Source organism: Holdemania filiformis (assembly GCF_003459085.1).
In the GTDB taxonomy this organism is placed as follows: domain Bacteria; phylum Bacillota_I; class Bacilli_A; order Erysipelotrichales; family Erysipelotrichaceae; genus Holdemania; species Holdemania filiformis.
This window is the reverse complement of record NZ_QRUP01000019.1, coordinates 40172-55996: the sequence shown is the minus strand read 5'-3', so window position 1 is coordinate 55996 and position 15825 is coordinate 40172. Positions and strand designations below refer to the sequence as shown.

At 52.4% G+C, this 15825-nt stretch carries 10 protein-coding genes; 8 read left to right on the top strand and 2 right to left on the bottom strand.

Features of this window, described 5'->3' with window-relative positions:
* Nucleotides 1-97: 97 nt before the first annotated feature.
* Nucleotides 98-370, bottom strand: coding sequence for an acylphosphatase (locus DWY25_RS13680; RefSeq protein ID WP_039864864.1), 273 nt, complete (start codon nucleotides 368-370; stop codon nucleotides 98-100).
* Nucleotides 371-845: 475 nt separating this feature from the next.
* Here DWY25_RS13680 and DWY25_RS13675 point away from each other — a divergent pair, with 475 nt between their 5' ends.
* The 8 genes from DWY25_RS13675 to DWY25_RS13640 all read left to right on the top strand — a co-directional run bounded on the left by DWY25_RS13675 (nucleotide 846) and on the right by DWY25_RS13640 (nucleotide 13375).
* The gene (locus DWY25_RS13675; protein ID WP_117895702.1) at nucleotides 846-3458 is read left to right on the top strand and encodes a calcium-translocating P-type ATPase, PMCA-type; all 2613 of its coding nucleotides are present in this window, start codon (nucleotides 846-848) and stop codon (nucleotides 3456-3458) included.
* A gap of 538 nt (nucleotides 3459-3996) precedes the next feature.
* Entirely contained in the window at nucleotides 3997-5025 is a 1029-nt protein-coding gene (locus DWY25_RS13670) for an SbcC/MukB-like Walker B domain-containing protein (RefSeq protein WP_220412955.1), read from the top strand.
* A complete protein-coding gene (locus DWY25_RS13665) occupies nucleotides 5022-6272 on the top strand; it encodes a TIGR02679 domain-containing protein (protein WP_117895700.1) in 1251 nt (416 codons plus the stop codon). Before DWY25_RS13670 ends, DWY25_RS13665 begins: the two co-directional genes overlap by 4 nt.
* 220 nt (nucleotides 6273-6492) lie before the next feature.
* Nucleotides 6493-7575 (top strand): 3-phosphoserine/phosphohydroxythreonine transaminase, encoded by a 1083-nt coding sequence (serC, locus tag DWY25_RS13660; protein ID WP_117895699.1) that lies wholly within the window; start codon nucleotides 6493-6495, stop codon nucleotides 7573-7575.
* Nucleotides 7569-8732: a phosphoglycerate dehydrogenase gene (locus DWY25_RS13655; protein ID WP_117895698.1), complete on the top strand. Its 1164-nt coding sequence runs from the start codon at nucleotides 7569-7571 to the stop codon at nucleotides 8730-8732. Before serC ends, DWY25_RS13655 begins: the two co-directional genes overlap by 7 nt.
* Nucleotides 8733-9158: 426 nt before the next feature.
* On the top strand, nucleotides 9159-10193 hold the full coding sequence (gene pheS, locus DWY25_RS13650) for a phenylalanine--tRNA ligase subunit alpha (RefSeq protein ID WP_117895697.1): 1035 nt from the start codon (nucleotides 9159-9161) through the stop codon (nucleotides 10191-10193).
* A gap of 23 nt (nucleotides 10194-10216) precedes the next feature.
* Nucleotides 10217-12610: a phenylalanine--tRNA ligase subunit beta gene (gene pheT / locus DWY25_RS13645; RefSeq protein WP_117895696.1), complete on the top strand. Its 2394-nt coding sequence runs from the start codon at nucleotides 10217-10219 to the stop codon at nucleotides 12608-12610.
* 222 nt (nucleotides 12611-12832) lie between these two features.
* Entirely contained in the window at nucleotides 12833-13375 is a 543-nt protein-coding gene (locus tag DWY25_RS13640) for a hypothetical protein (protein ID WP_006059759.1), read from the top strand.
* A 191-nt stretch (nucleotides 13376-13566) separates the two neighbouring features.
* Here the strand turns inward: DWY25_RS13640 and DWY25_RS13635 are convergent, their stop codons facing one another.
* Nucleotides 13567-15753 carry a glycoside hydrolase family 9 protein gene (locus DWY25_RS13635; protein WP_117895695.1) on the bottom strand — a complete coding sequence of 729 codons (2187 nt, stop codon included), beginning with the start codon at nucleotides 15751-15753 and terminating at the stop codon, nucleotides 13567-13569.
* Nucleotides 15754-15825 lie beyond the last annotated feature (72 nt).

Below are 15825 nucleotides of genomic sequence, written 5' to 3'. Positions count from 1 at the left end.
AAGCGAAGTTTTCCAGAGTATAACAGCCCGATGAATTAAAAGAGAATGAAAGGCAGGAAACAATAAAAACGACAATGTTGTCCTGCGGAAGACCGCGTTAATATTTAACGGAAAACCGCTTTTCCCTTAATTGAACAGAGATCGGCTTGGAACTGAGGTTCTCGACCTGGATAAACCGGTCGCCCTTGCGGATCCGGCTCAGCAGTTGATGCAAAGCCGCGGTTTCGCCCTGCAGCTCCATTTCCACCATCCCGTTTTCCATGTTGCGGATCCAGCCCGTAATTTGTAATGAATTAGCCAGCGACTGGACAAACCATCGAAAGCCCACACCTTGAACCTGTCCCTGAACTACGGCATAAATTCTTTCCATGATTTTTTCACCCTTTCCGCTTTGATGAATACGTTTCATCCTCGTTTGACCCTATTGTACCGCGAAGAGGGAAAGCCTGTCCAGTGAAGAACGGTGTTAAAAATGATTTTCAGCAGATGATAAATTCCATCTTTTCGGTTACAATAAAAACAAGGGATTGAGAGATAGAATCAAACAAGTGAAATCCCCCGGTTCGAGAATAGCGGATGAAATTAGAAGGAATCTGCTACACTTGAGTCCAATTGTCTAAAACTGGAAGTGGAAATCTTGACAGTTCTTCAACTGAATGATATATTACGCTTGCCATTGGATCAATGGGGAGTAGCTGCGCAGCGATGCGTGCTGTATTCGTCATCACGATCTGTTCTTACAGATCCGGATGCAGCAATCAGAAATGATGGGCAAGACCGTTATCTTCAGGTTTTGAAGGTAGGCTTGCCTTTTTTTGTGAAGGCAGCGAAGGAGGAAGATGTAGATGAAAACCAGTCAAACCGCGCAGGAAGTTATTGAAGAACTCGGCACGGATCTGAGCGCCGGGCTCACTGAGCAACAAGTAAAGGAACGGACAGAACGTTATGGGTATAACGAACTGCAGGAAGTCAAGAAGGATTCCCTGCTGAAGCGTTTCTTACTGCAGTTTACCGATCCGCTGATCATCGTTTTAATTTTGGCGGCGCTGATATCCATTATCGTGGATCCGGGTGAGTGGATCGACAGCCTGATCATCGTGATCGTCGTGCTGTTCAACGCGATTTTGGGCGTCGTGCAGGAAAACAACGCGGAGAAATCGCTGGAAGCGCTGAAGAAGATGAGCGCGCCGCAGGCGAAGGTTATCCGCGGGGGACAGAAAAAAGTGATTCCGTCCCGGGAGCTGACCGTCGGGGACGTTGTGCTGCTGGAAGCGGGCGATTTTATTCCCAGTGACGGCCGGATTGCAGAATCCTTTAATTTGCAGATCGACGAATCGGCGCTGACCGGCGAATCGGTGCCGGTCAATAAGACCAGCGAAGCGCTGGGGCAGGACGATGTGCCGTTAGGCGACCGCAAGAATATGGCGTTCTCCAGCACAGTAGTTACGTATGGCCGGGGAACGATGGTCGTGACAGCGATCGGCATGGAAAACGAAGTCGGCAAGATCGCCGGCATGTTGATGAACAGCGGCAAGGAAACCACGCCGCTGCAGAACAAGCTGGCGCAGATTTCCAAAACGATCGGCATGCTTTGCTTAGTGATCTGCGCCGTCGTCTTTGGTATGGAAATGTTCAGCGGTATGGGAATTCTGGAAGCGTTCAAGACCGCGGTCGCGCTGGCCGTGGCGGCGATTCCGGAGGGACTGGCCACCGTCGTGACGATCGTTTTGGCGCTGGGCGTCAACAAGATGGTCAAATGCAACGCGATTGTCCGGAAACTGCCGGCGGTTGAAACGCTGGGTTCGGCGAGCATCGTCTGCTCGGATAAAACCGGCACGCTGACGCAGAACAAGATGACAGTCGTGAAGACCTATCTGCCGGAAGCGGGCATTCAGGATTTTAAAGCGGAAACTGCCGGGACTGACGTAAAAGAATTAATGCGCTGGTTCACGCTGTGCTCGGACGGTGAAGTGATTCCGGAAGCGGGAAAACTGAAAATGATCGGCGATCCGACGGAAACCGCGCTGGTGGAAGCCAGCTATAAAATGGGCGAAACCAAGCCGGAGCTGGCGAAGACGTATGTCCGCAGCGAGGAGCTGGCCTTTGATTCTTCCCGGAAGATGATGACCGTGTTCTATCAGACGGACGACGGCATTCTGTCGATCACCAAAGGCGGACCGGATATCGTGTTAGGCCGGTGTGAAAATTTCACGGGCAAAGCGGCGGCCGAGGAAGCCAACGAGACGATGGCAAAAGACGCGCTGCGGGTACTGGCGGTCGCGGTGCGGCGCTGGGATGCGATTCCGGAGAATCTGGACAGTGAGAATGTTGAGAATCATCTGACGTTTGTCGGCTTGTGCGGCATGATCGACCCGCCGCGCGACGAAGTCCGCGATGCGATTGCGCAGGCGAAGCATGGCGGCATCCGGACGATCATGATCACCGGCGACCATGTTGTCACGGCGACGGCGATCGCGAAGAATTTAGGAATTCTCGAGCCGGGTCAGAAAGCGATTTCCGGCCCTGAACTGAGCGCGATGAGCGATGAAGAACTGGAAGCTCAGATCGAACAGATTTCCGTGTATGCCCGGGTAGCCCCGGAGCATAAGGTGCGGATTGTCAAGGCATGGCAGGATAAAGGGCATGTCGTTGCGATGACCGGCGACGGCGTCAACGATTCGCCGGCGTTAAAAGCGGCGGATATCGGCTGTGCGATGGGCATTACCGGTACGGATGTCGCCAAGGGCGCGGCGGACATGGTGCTGACCGACGACAACTTCGCGACGATCATCCACGCCGTGCGTCAGGGCCGCGGAATTTACGATAATATCCGGAAGGACGTTCAATTCCTGTTGTCGAGCAACATCGGCGAAGTGCTGACAATCTTCGGTGCTTCCTGTATTTCTCTGATTCCGGGATGGAATCTGGGCGTTCCGCTGATGCCGGTGCATCTGTTATGGATCAACTTGATCACCGATTCCCTGCCGGCCTTTGCGATCGGCATGGAAGAACCGGAACCGGATATCATGAACCGCAAGCCGCGCAGCAAGGATGAAAGCTTCTTCGCGCACGGCCTGGGCTGGACGATTGCCTGGCAGGGCGTGATGATCGGCACCTTGACCTTGATTTCCTATATTTTAGGCAACCGGGACGCGCATGAGATCGGCATGACGATGGCGTTTGTGACGCTGGCGTTGTCGCAGCTGTTCCATTCGTTTAACGTCAAGAGCGAACACAGTATCTTCTCCAAGCAGATCTTCTCCAACAAGTATTTGTGGGGCGCCTTTGCGGTCGGCGTCGGTTTGCAGCTGTTAGTGATGTATGTGCCGTTCTTGGCGAGTGCCTTCTCAATGGCGGCGTTGGATCCAAGTCATTTGATGATTGCGGTCGGTCTGGCGTTTGTGCCGGTGATCGTCGTCGAGATCACAAAGCTGGCGCACCGGATGTCCCAGCGGTAATCGGGGCTCAGAAACAGGCGTGTTTCCATAGCCTGTCCGAAATAAAAATAAGATCAGAGAAAAGCAAACCAATGAGGCGGGCTTCTTCTCTGATTTTTTTTCGCGGAAATGAATTGAATTTAGCAGGGGGCTATCCATAACAACAGAACAAAGGATTAACACCATGACAGAGAAAATCCTTTGTTCCGATTTGGAAACAAAGCGATATTCTTGCGGAAAGCGGCTTAAATTAATCGTTTATTCGAATTGTTTATAAATAAGAAAGGAAAAGATCGGCAGGGAAAGCTTTAGAGGAAGAATTTAATTTCCTCACCGATCTTTTACATTTAATCTTGGGAAAGAATAGGTAAAATAAAGGAGAAAAAAAAGATTAGAAATGAGGGATTGCATGCAGATCTCGGAAGTACTGACTAAAAAAATAATGGAGACTAGTTATCTGACGGCGATCTATGCGGATTGATATCGGGTGATTCTGCGCTATTTTTATGAGGAATATGAAAAAATCCATTATTGGCTGAATAAAGAAGATGTCTTTGACATGATGCTGAAAATCGGCTTGTTTTCGGATTCTACATTAAATCAATGTCAGCTGGATCTGCAGGCGCAGTTTCAGAATCATCGGCTTGTGCTGCAGGATTATTTGCCAAGCTATCGGTCGGTTCTGCCGGAGGAACTGGCCGATATCCCTGGTCGGTTAGAGCTGTTAGCACGAATTCAGGGCCGGCGGGCCGGTTTTCAGGCGCTGGTCAATTATATCGGCGGCGCGATTGCCGAGCTCCAGCAGCTGATTCAGGAACAAGAACGGACACTGTTTGAGGATATCATGATCAATTCCATTACCAAGACGATCCGGCGGCATATCCGGACCAGCTGCGAATGGGTTCAGCGGATGAATACGGCGATGAGTGCAATGAATACCAGCTCAGCGCTGCGGCTGTCGCTGCAGTGGAAAGGCCGGAAAGCTGAAAATGATCAGGAACTGGACAGCCGCGAGCTGATTACCTTACTGGAAACCGACGCGCAGATCATGAAGCCGCAGGATCAGCAGAGACTGGCCGGACATTTCCGCAACCGGCTGGCCATGGCCCGCAAAGAAGCGGAAAAAGAAGAAAATCAACAAAGCTTCCATCAGATCATGCAGGAAGTGATGGATTACCGGCGTTGGTTTGAATTCACTATTTTGTATCAAAGCGGCGATGAGAAGAAAAAGGAATTGACTAATTCGGCTTTCTACTCCTTCAGCGGCGGAGAAAAGGCGATCGCGATGTATGTTCCGCTCTTTTCCGCGGTTTCCGCGAAGTATTCAATGGCCCGCCCGGACGCGCCGCAGATTATCGCTTTGGATGAAGCGTTTGCCGGTGTGGATGAAAATAACATCGACGGGTTATTTAAGTTAATTGAAAACTTCCGCTTCGATTACATCATGAATTCTCAGGTGTTGTGGGGTGATTATCCATCGGTGAAACATTTGCGGATCGCGGAGCTCTATCGCCCGGACGGTGTGCATTATGTCACGGTCATGGACTACCAGTGGAATGGCAGTGTGAAAAGTTGGATTCCGGAATGAAGGCGGAACAGGAATTTGCCGCATATCTGAAAAGCAAGGCGGCCTTCATACCTTTGCTGGAAGCATTGAAAACACGGTGGAACCACAGCGGAACCTGGCGCGGCAAGCTGGTTCTGCACGAATGTGATCCATCTTTGCAGGAAGCCTTAGCGGAGCTTTTGGGCGGTTCTTTTTGGGGACAGTCCACGATCACGCTCACTTATGGCCAATGGAAAAAGGCGTTAAGCCGGACCCGGTTTGACGGTTGTGATCTGCAGGAAGTGCTGAGTCTTGTCTTTGATGAACCGCTGGAGGGACAAAATATTCAGAAACAGAAACGCAGAGTGCAGGAACAAGCGCATTTCGATGAGATGACACGGCAGCTGGCCGGAACACCGGCAGGCCGGTGGCTGGAAGAAATCCGGCAGGCTCGCGGGAGTCTTTACACCCGCTGCTGCGCTGAATCGGAAGCGGTATTGCGGCAGTGGGCGGAGGCGATGAATCAGCTGCCGATGCGCACTCAGGAAGTTTCACTGATTGCGGTTTACGCCGCGCGCGTGCTGCATGATCCGCATGCGCTGGATACCGGTCCTGTCCGGCGGCTGTTAATCCAGTCGCTGCGCTGGGAGCTGTCGGACGATTCGCCGGATGAGGAAAAAGTCCGGGAGGAAAGCGAGCTTTTAGAACAAGCGGGTCTGCTGCGGGATCAAGTCTCCAACCGCTGCTTAGTCTATAATCTGAACGGAATTGGAAATCGCGGCGAAGTGCATCCGGGATGGCAGGGGTTTGCCGAACAAGCTGAACCGTTCAGCGTGACGCTGAGCAATGTCTTGAATGTAGAGCGGATCGAAAGTGCAGCCCAGTTTGTGATCATTGAAAACCCTTCGATTTTTGAACGGCTGAGCACTGAACTCAGGCATCAGAAACGGTCTGACATCAGTCTGATGTGCAGTGAAGGGCAACCGAATCAATGCGTCTGGCAGCTGTTAAGGCGAATGGATAAAACGAACATGCAGATGTGGTGCTGCGGCGATTTCGATCCGGAAGGATTGCAGATGGCGCAGCGGATGCTGCGGCGTTGCCCGGGTCTGAAACTATGGCATTATGAGGTTCAGGATTACGTCAAGGCGCTGAGTAATAAATCGTTCAACGCTCGCCGGCGCCGGATTTTGGAAAGCTCGGCTGCGGGGAACTGGCGGCGATCCAACGCCGGATGCTGCAGGATCAGCGGTGCGGCTACCAGGAAAAACTACTGGAGGACTATTTAAAATTTGATTTTCAATGAAGACAGGGCAGATCCATCAAAGGATCAAGGGCGCTGTCTTTTCCTTGTTTCTGAACTCAGTTTTTCATATTCTAATGAATAATTACGTATTTACATTTTGTTACATGAAAATATGCAAAATAAATGTAATTGTATTGAAAATTTGATTGTGAGCATACACCAGTAGTGCTAGAATGGGGATATTAGAAAAGAGGATGACGACGATGACACGAGTTTTCAATTTCAGCGCTGGTCCCAGCCAGCTGCCAACCGAGGTTTTACAGAAATGTGCTGCCGAACTGATGGAGTACGGAATTTCCGGACAATCCGTCATGGAGATGAGTCATCGATCCTCATCCTTCCTTGAAATTATTGAAACGACGGAGCGGCGGCTGCGTTCGTTGCTGCAGATTCCGGAGTCTTATCAAGTGCTGTTTCTGCAGGGCGGGGCTTCGCTGCAGTTTACGATGGTGCCAATGAATTTGTTGAAGCCGGGCGGGAAAGCGGGCGTGATTCATACCGGAGCCTGGACGAAAAAAGCGATTGCGGAATGCCGCAAGATCGGCGGCTGTGAGATCTTAGCCAGCAGCGAGGCGGAACACTTCACGGAAATTCTGAAGGGCGTGACGACTCCGCAGGATCTGGATTATGTGCATATTTGTGAAAACAATACGATCTACGGGACAAAATATAAGGAACTGCCGGAGTGCGGGAACGTGCCGCTGGTCGCGGATTGTTCCAGCTGCATTTTAAGCGAACCGATGGAAATTTCCCGTTATGGTCTGATCTTTGCGGGAGCGCAGAAGAACATGGGAATCGCGGGTCTGACGGTTGTGATCGTGCGGGAAGATCTGATTCAGGAGCGTCCGGAGATTCCATCGATGCTGAGCTATGCCGTGCAGGCAAAAAACAAGTCGATGTTCAATACACCGCCGACCTTTGCGATTTATCTGCTGGGACTGGTGCTGGAGTGGGTCGAAAACCGCTATCATGATTTAGCGGCGCTGAAGACGCACAATCAACAGAAAGCGGCGCTGCTTTATAATCAGATCGATCAATCCCGGCTGTTTACCAATCCGGTCCGTCCGGAAGATCGTTCGATCATGAACGTGCCGTTTGTCACCGGCGACGCTGCGTTGGATGCGAAATTCATCGCCGCGGCGGAGGCGGAAGGACTGGTCAATTTAAAAGGCCATCGCTCGGTCGGCGGCATGCGCGCTTCAATTTACAACGCGATGCCGTTGGAAGGGGTTCAAAAGCTGGTCGATCTGATGCGGCGCTTTGAGGAGGAGAACCGGATATGTTAAACATACGTTGTCTGAATAAAATTGCGGAGGCGGGATTGGCGCAGTTTCCGCAAGCCTCCTATCAGTTTACAGAACAAGCCGGTGCGGAAGACGCGATTTTAGTGCGCAGCGCGGATTTAAAAGAAATGGATTTCGGAGCCGGTCTGAAAGCGATCGCCCGGGCCGGAGCGGGAACGAACAACATTCCGACTGCGCGGTGCAGCGAGGCGGGAATCGTCGTGTTCAATACGCCGGGCGCGAATGCCAATGCCGTTAAAGAGCTGGTCTTGGCGGGGTTGTTGATGTCCAGCCGGCCGGTCGTTCCAGCAATTGCCTGGATCGAATCGTTAGGCAGCGCGGCGGATTTAGCGCAGCGGGTTGAGCAAGAGAAAAGCCGGTTTGTCGGAACGGAACTGAAGGGGAAAACGCTGGGCGTGATCGGTTTGGGCGCGATCGGGATTCTGGTCGCCAATCTGGCGGTGGAGCTGGATATGCAGGTCGTTGGCTATGATCCTTATATTTCAGTAGACGCGGCCTGGAAGCTTTCCCGTCAGGTGCGGCATGCGGAAAGTCTGGAAGCGGTGCTGAAGACGGCAGACTATGTGACGATTCATGTGCCGCTGACGCCGCAGACAAAGAATTTAATCGCTGCCAGCCAGTTAAAATTGATGAAGACCGGAGCGGTGCTGCTCAACTTTGCGCGCGGCGGTCTGGTTCAGGAAGACGCCGTGCTGGCGGCGCTGGCAGCCAGGCAGATCCGCGGTTACGTTACGGATTTCCCAAGTCCGGCTTTGGCTGGAAAGAGGGGTGTAACTTTAATTCCGCATTTAGGCGCTTCAACGGAGGAAGCGGAGGAAAACTGCGCGGTGATGGCGGCACAGGAATTGATCGATTATCTGGAGAACGGAAACATCCGGAATGCTGTGAATCTGCCTGACGTCGTCATGGAGCGCAGCGGCCAGGCCCGGCTCTGCTGCTTCCACCGGAATGTGCCGAATATGCTGGCCCACATCTCCGGCATGATCTCGAAGCAGGGGATCAATATTGAAAATCTGCTCAACCGCTCGCAAGGAGAGTTTGCCTATACGTTAGTGGATGTGGATACTCCGGCGGTCGAGGAAATCGCCGCCACGCTGCGTCAGCAGCCTGAGATCTTGCGCGTGCGGGTTATAGTTTAAAATTGCTTGGGAAGGAACAGGTCATCTTCTGCGAGGGTGTCCCTCGGTAGATTTTCACTCCTTTTCCATGAAAAAATCATTCAATTTGAATCAAAGCTTGCAAAAAAATTTTCAGATGGCTATAATAACTACTAGAAAGCGGTTTAACTAAAGGATTAGTAACAGAAGAACCTGGGAAAAGAGAGGGACGGTGACCCGCTGAGAGCCGTTCTGCCCGGCAGGTTTCTGCGAATTCACCTTTATAGTGGGAGTAATGATCCCCGTCTTCCTCACGTTACAGGGAAAATTAAGGTGTATCTTTGCGCCGGCGGACGCGTTGGTGTCGGCAGGCAGGGCGAGGATAAATCAGGATGGTACCGCGAGCCGTCGTTCCTGAATCAGGAACGACGTTTTTTATTTTTGTAAAGGAACAAAGGAGAACCGATTATGGAAAAAGTTCAGCAAGTCCAGGCTCAGGCGCTGGAAGAAATCAAAGCCTGCGAAGATTTGCAGCAGCTGCAGCAGATCCGGATAACGACGCTGGGGAAGAAAGGCCCAATTCAGTCGCTGATGACGATGATGAAGGACCTTTCCCCGGAAGAAAAACCGGCTTTCGGTCAGGAAGTCAACGAATGCAAGAAAGCCGTCGCCGCCGCGATTGAGGCAAAAATGGCAGTGCTTGAAAAAGCGGCGATGAACCGCAAGCTCGAAGAAGAAAAAATCGACATCACGCTGCCGGGCGTGCCGTTTCGCACCGGGACGCTGCATCCGCTGACACTGATCAGCCAGGAAATCGAAGATCTGTTCATCGGCATGGGCTACACCGTTGCCGAAGGTCCGGAAGTCGAACTCGACTTCTACAACTTCGAACGCGCCAACATTCCGGCTGATCACCCGGCCCGCGATATGCAGGATACGTTCTACATCAATCCGAAGGAGCTGTTGCGTACACACACCACGGCGATTCAGATGCGTGAGCTGGAAAAGGCCCAGGGCCAGCTGCCGATCAAGGTCATCTGCCCGGGTAAAGTCTATCGCCGCGATAATGACGACGCGACCCATTCCCATCAGTTCATGCAGGCGGAAGGCCTGGTCGTCGGCGAGAATATCACGCTGACCGACCTGAAGGGCACGCTGCAGTTCATGGCCGACCGGATGTTCGGCGAGGGCCGTCAGATCCGTTTCCGTCCGTCATATTTCCAGTTCACCGAACCAAGCGTCGAGGTTGACGTCAGCTGCCATATCTGCGGCGGTAAGGGCTGCCCGGTCTGCAAAGGTACCGGCTGGATCGAAGTGCTCGGCGCCGGGATGGTGCATCCGAACGTGCTGGAGATGGCGGGCTTTGACTCGACGAAATGCTCCGGCTTCGCCTTCGGCGTCGGCATCGAGCGTGTCGCAATGCTGAAATACGGCGTTGACGATATCCGTAATTTCTATATTAACGATACCCGGTTTCTCAAAATGTTCGATCGTTTTGACTAATCGCTGAAGGAGGAAAAAAGAAGATGAGAATGAGTATGAACTGGCTGAAGGAGTACGTCAATCTGGACGGCGTCACCCCGGAAGTCTTAGCTGAGAAATTAACGATTGCCGGACTGGAAGTCGAAGGCATCGAAAAGATGGCCGAAGGCACGAATCTGGTCATCGGTCAGGTTCTGACCTGTGAGAACCACCCCGACAGCGATCATCTGCACGTCACGACGGTCAATGTCGGCGATGAAGTGCTGAATATCGTCTGCGGCGCGCCGAATGTCCGGGCGGGACAGAAAGTCATCGTATCCAAGGTCGGGGCCGTGCTGGCCGGCGGCTTTGAAATTAAACCTGCCAAGGTGCGCGGCATGGAATCCAACGGCATGATCTGCAGCCTGTCGGAGCTGGGCGTGGATAAAAAAGCCCAGACGGAAGAACAGCTGAACGGCATTTACGTTTTTGACGACGAGGCGCCGGTGGGTGAAACCCGGGTTCTGGAATACCTGGGATTGGACGATACGATCCTGGATATTGGTTTGACGCCAAACCGGGCAGACTGCAACGCGATGTGGAATCTGGCGAAGGAAGTCGGCGCGGTGCTGCACCGCAAGGTGACCTGGCCAGACTGCAAGTCCGCCAGTCAGATCGGTACGCCGAATACCTTCAAAGTTGCCAGCAAGACGGAAAAATGTCCGACATTCCTGGGCAAGGTTGTCAATCACGTGAAGGTGGGCCCTTCGCCGAAATGGCTGTCCAACTATCTGCATGCCTACGGCATCAAATCGATCAACAACGTGGTCGATATCTCCAACTTCGTCATGGTCGAAACCGGACAGCCGCTGCACTACTATGATTTAAGCAAGCTGCCGCATCACGAAATCACCGTTGTGGACGACGTTGAAATGACGATGCAGGCGCTGGATGGACAAGACTATGAAATTAAAAAGGGCGATCTGTTGATCACGACCGGCGGCGAACCGACGGGAATCGCCGGGATCATGGGCGGCGAGGAAAGCAAGATCGACGAATCGACGACCAGTATTTTCATTGAAGCCGCTGGTTTCAACGCCGTATCGATCCGCAACACTTCGCGCCGGCTGGGTTTGAGCACGGAAGCCGCAATGCACTTCACCAAAGGCGTGGAGCCGATGGCGCCGATCAAAGCGGTTGATCGTTCTGTTCAGCTGTTAAAAGAACTGGCCGAAGCCGATGGCTTTGAAGAAAACGTTCTGGTGGGAACGATTGAGGATCCGGTGAAAACCGTAAGTGAAACGCTGACTCACTGTAATACGTTGTTAGGCACAGAATTCACGATGGATCAGGTGCTGGGCGTTTTGAAGGATCTGGATCTCAATCCGGTTCAGGACGGCGACTGTTTTACCTGCACGATCCCGTCTTACCGCACGGATTTAAACATCCGCGAAGACATCGATGAAGAAATTATCCGCCTGTTAGGCTATGAAGATCTGAAAACCACGCTGCCGACAATGGAAGCGACGGCGGGGCAGCTGACGGACCGGCAGACGATGCGCCGCAATCTGCGCAGCTCACTGAACGGATTAGGTCTTTCCGAAGTCATCACTTATACGCTGGTGTCGCAGAAAGCGGTCGACAACGCGCTGATGCCGCTGGGCGAGGCGGTCGCACTGGCTGCGCCGATGAGCGAGGAACGCAAATATGTCCGCACCTCGCTGATTATGAGCCTGCTGGAATGTCTGGCTTACAATCAGAATCATAAGAATGAAAACGTGAATCTGTTTGAAATCTCCAACGTTTATGCGGTCAATACCCAGCAGGAACGCCTAGCGATCGTGATGTCGGATTCGTTGCAGAGTTCCAAGTTGAACCGGATCGACATCCGCAGCGATTTCTTCGCGGCCAAGGGCGTCTTGACAGAAACGCTGCGCAAACTGGGCTTTGCGGCGGAACGGTTAAGCTTTAAGGAAAATGATCAGGATGTGGAACATTTCCATCCTTACCGCAGTGCCTGCGTGATGCTGGGGAATCAGCTGCTGGGCGTCCTGGGCGAAATCCATCCGGTCCTGGCGAAGGAGCTGGGGATCGGCAAGGCGGTCTATGGGGAATTTAACCTGGAGCTGTTGCTGGCCAGCAAGGCCAGCAAGGTCAAATTCACCGCGATCAATCGGTTCCCGGCCGTTCACCGCGATATCGCTTTAGTTGTAAACGAAGAAGTGAAGGCGGAGCAGCTGATGAAGGCGATCAAGGCGGCAGGCAAGCGCATGGTCAAGCAGGTCGAGGTTTTCGACGTCTATCAGGGTGAACATGTTGAAAGCGGCAAGAAATCGGTAGCCCTGTCGATCACCTATCAATCGGAAGATCACACACTGACTGATCAGGAAATTCAGGATGTGCATCAGACGGTTCTGACTCGTCTGGAAAAGGACTGTCAGGCGGTGCTGCGCGGTTAATCCGCAATTGAATTCTCAGACAAGGCCCGGTGAAAACCGGGTCTTTATTCTGCAACAAGAAGCAGAATTGGCAGACGGGAAATCCCTGATGAAGGCTAAGTTAATCATTTCCTTGATTTTTCGATATATTTTTTTCAAACGCTGAAATCCCCTCTTGTCTTTGATTCAAAAGTGCGGTAATATGAAGAAGTTCACGTTTTTGGTGAAAGAGAGGGAAGTTGTGTGATTGAATTTAACAATGAAGAGATGCAAGGTGAAAGACGTGAGACCTATGTTATCCAGGCTGATCGCTTCGGTGAGGACAGTGCGTTAAACGGTGTCCGGGAGAAGCTTCGGCCCTTATTAAAAAGAGGATTTGCTGGATTCGCAGAAAAGCGGATGGCGCAGTGCGGGACGCTGAATCCTTATTTGTACCGGGCTTCTTTGGCCAGGGCAACCGCGATTCTGGGCGGTCATCTGGTGTGGAATCAAGGCGAAGACTGGCTCGTCAGCGAAGAAAGCGAGATTTTGTTGAAAGAAACTTCACTGGAGGGTACGGCCTGGCTGGTTGCTTTGGTATATTATATGACGATGTTCGAGACCGGAGCGAAGTTAATCATTGAGGCTCCGGAACAGGGCTTGAATCGCAATCAGCAGAAGATGCTGAGTGAAATGATGGTGCTGTATGAAGCCGTGGACGGCATTGTCGCGATCACGAAATCGGATTCGCCGTATTTTCAGATCAATCAGGTGGAAACCTTGCCGCAGGCAGATCATCGGGATTGACTCACACAGGATGTAAAGACAAGAACGTGGCTCAGTGATGAGCCTAATAAAAAAGATCAGAGTCCAGGGATGGCTGGATATTCTGATCTTTTTTTCGTTATCGTCCGGGATTGGACAAGTTCGCCTTGGTTCGTGTTCAGCTAAGCTGGACCGTGAACGAGAGGGAAGAAAGTCATTTTTGGAAAGGCTGGTTAGTTGGCGTTTTCTACGGCGCTGATCAGAGCCACCAGCGGGGAATTCCAATAAATCGCTACTTCGTTGGTTGAATAGCTTTCCGCATCGTCGACATAACACTTTGCGGGAGCGGTATCGCCGTTGAACATCGATTGGGTCACCGGATCCTCGAGCGCGGAATCCGGACCGCCTACCAGCGCGCCGGGCAGCAGAGCGTTTGCCGCTGAGGCAGGACGGTGATGGAGGTGCTGAGGTGAATGGATTCCGGAATTGGTTACAAAGGAGAGATTCAGGCTGTTGCGCCCCAACAGATAATGAAGATGATCTGCCGCGCTGTTGACATAGTTGACGTTGGCGCGGATATCGTTGGCCAGGGCCAGAATTAAACCGTTGTTGGCGATATCGGCATTGCTGCCCCAGGCGTATGCGGAATACAGGGAAACAAAATAGCCGTCGTTGGACGTGGCGTTGAGGACCTGTTCGGCATCGGTGATCAATTTGGACAGCAGTTGTTGATAGAATGCGGAATCGGCGTTTTGAACGTCGGAAAGTTTTAACATCAGGTAGGTGCCGTAAGATCCCATCGTTTTCCACTGCACGCCGGTCAGCTGATCGGCGCTGGCCTGGAATATCGTTTTTACGGAATCGAGATATTTTTGTTCGCCGGTCGCGGCGTAGAGAGCGGCCGAGGCGAGATAGCGCTCATCGGTATCGTTGTCGTCGCTGTATTGGCCGGCGGAAAAGCCTTCCGGATTGGTGTAGACAGAGAGGGTGGCTGACTGCAGATAGTCCCAAGACAGCTTCGCGGCGTCCAGGCATCGCCGGGCGAACTCAGGATCGATATCTTGATAAATAGAATAGGCCAAGGCCATCGCGCCGACAAAATCGCCGGTTGAGGTTGTCATTTCCTGCATGATATAGAGCGGAGCCTGGTCTTGATCCGGCATGATGAAATCCGGGAATTGTGCAGTGACGACTTTGTCATAAACGCCGCCCCAGCCGTTCTGCATCTTTAACAGCCATTCTAACTCGACGCGGGCTTCATCAAGAATATCCGCGACGCCGTTGCCGCTTTCCGGAATGCCGATCGCGTCGGTGAACAAATGCGGGTTCATTTGGTAGGCGAGCATCAGATCGATGACCGTTTTTGTCCCCGTCGGCACATAGCGGCCGTAATCGCCGGCGTCATGCCAGCCGCCGCTGACATCCAGCTGCTGATCAGTGCCGTAGATCGTAGCGATCTGGGTGTGGCATTGTTCATGGGCGAAGGCCCCGGCCCAGTCGGCGGTTAACGTCTGACCGCAGCGCTGCAATGAGAGCATTTTGACGGTCTGATCCAGCAGGTTGTGGTACAGGTCTTCCTGAATTTCAAATTCGTAGGAGGTTCCGTTAAGTTGGGATTGAAGGCGGTAGCGGCCAGGGGTTGTGAAATCACTGAAATCGCCGTAGAAGGTTGTTTCCTTCGTGCTTTCGTTGTACAGCTTCCGCAGAATCGGGGCGGTGTAGACGACGGTGTTGGTGTTGGCGTCGATCACCTGGAAGCAGTCGCCCTGATCGAACGGGAAAACCACTTTTTTCTGAGCGTTGGGCAGGTAGCCGGTCTGGTTGATTTTGATATTCGGCTCTGTCGGGCCGTCAGAGGCTTCCTGAAGGATTAAATTGGAGATGGTGACTTCGTGGTAGTCGTAGGTAGTTTCGGGCGTTGGCGCGCCTGTATTGAAGGCGAGACGGCCGTTCCAGGAGGTGTTGCCCTGAATTTTGATGTCGAATTCATAATGCGTGCCGTTTTCGGTGGCGGTCAGCATCTGCGTGAATTCAATTGCGCTGTCGTCGACGTTCATGATGAACACCTCGACCGGGCGTTCGATCGTAGCGCTGAGATCAAAGCTGAGGTGGTAGGTGACGCCGTGAATTAGCGGCAGGCCTTCGTGATAGGTCTGGACGCCGAAAATCTCGGTGCCGGGGGAGTTCATAATAATTTTAATGTTGGAAAAGGTGCTTTCGAGAATGCCGTAGCCGTCGGTGGACGTTAAGGCCCAGGTTGTTTCAAATTCCGGCTGGGCGATGGGGGCTTGTGTGACGGGTAAATCCACGACGCTGATGACCGGATTGGAGCTCGGTTCGGGCGTCGGTTTATTTTCAGCCTTGGAGCAGGCTGTCGTTAAGCATAGCAAGGCCAGCATGGAAATCAGAATTTTTTTCATTGAATCCCTCCTTCGATGAATAGTACTATGATACAACAAATAAAAAAAGAAAGGGATGGAAAATTCTGAACG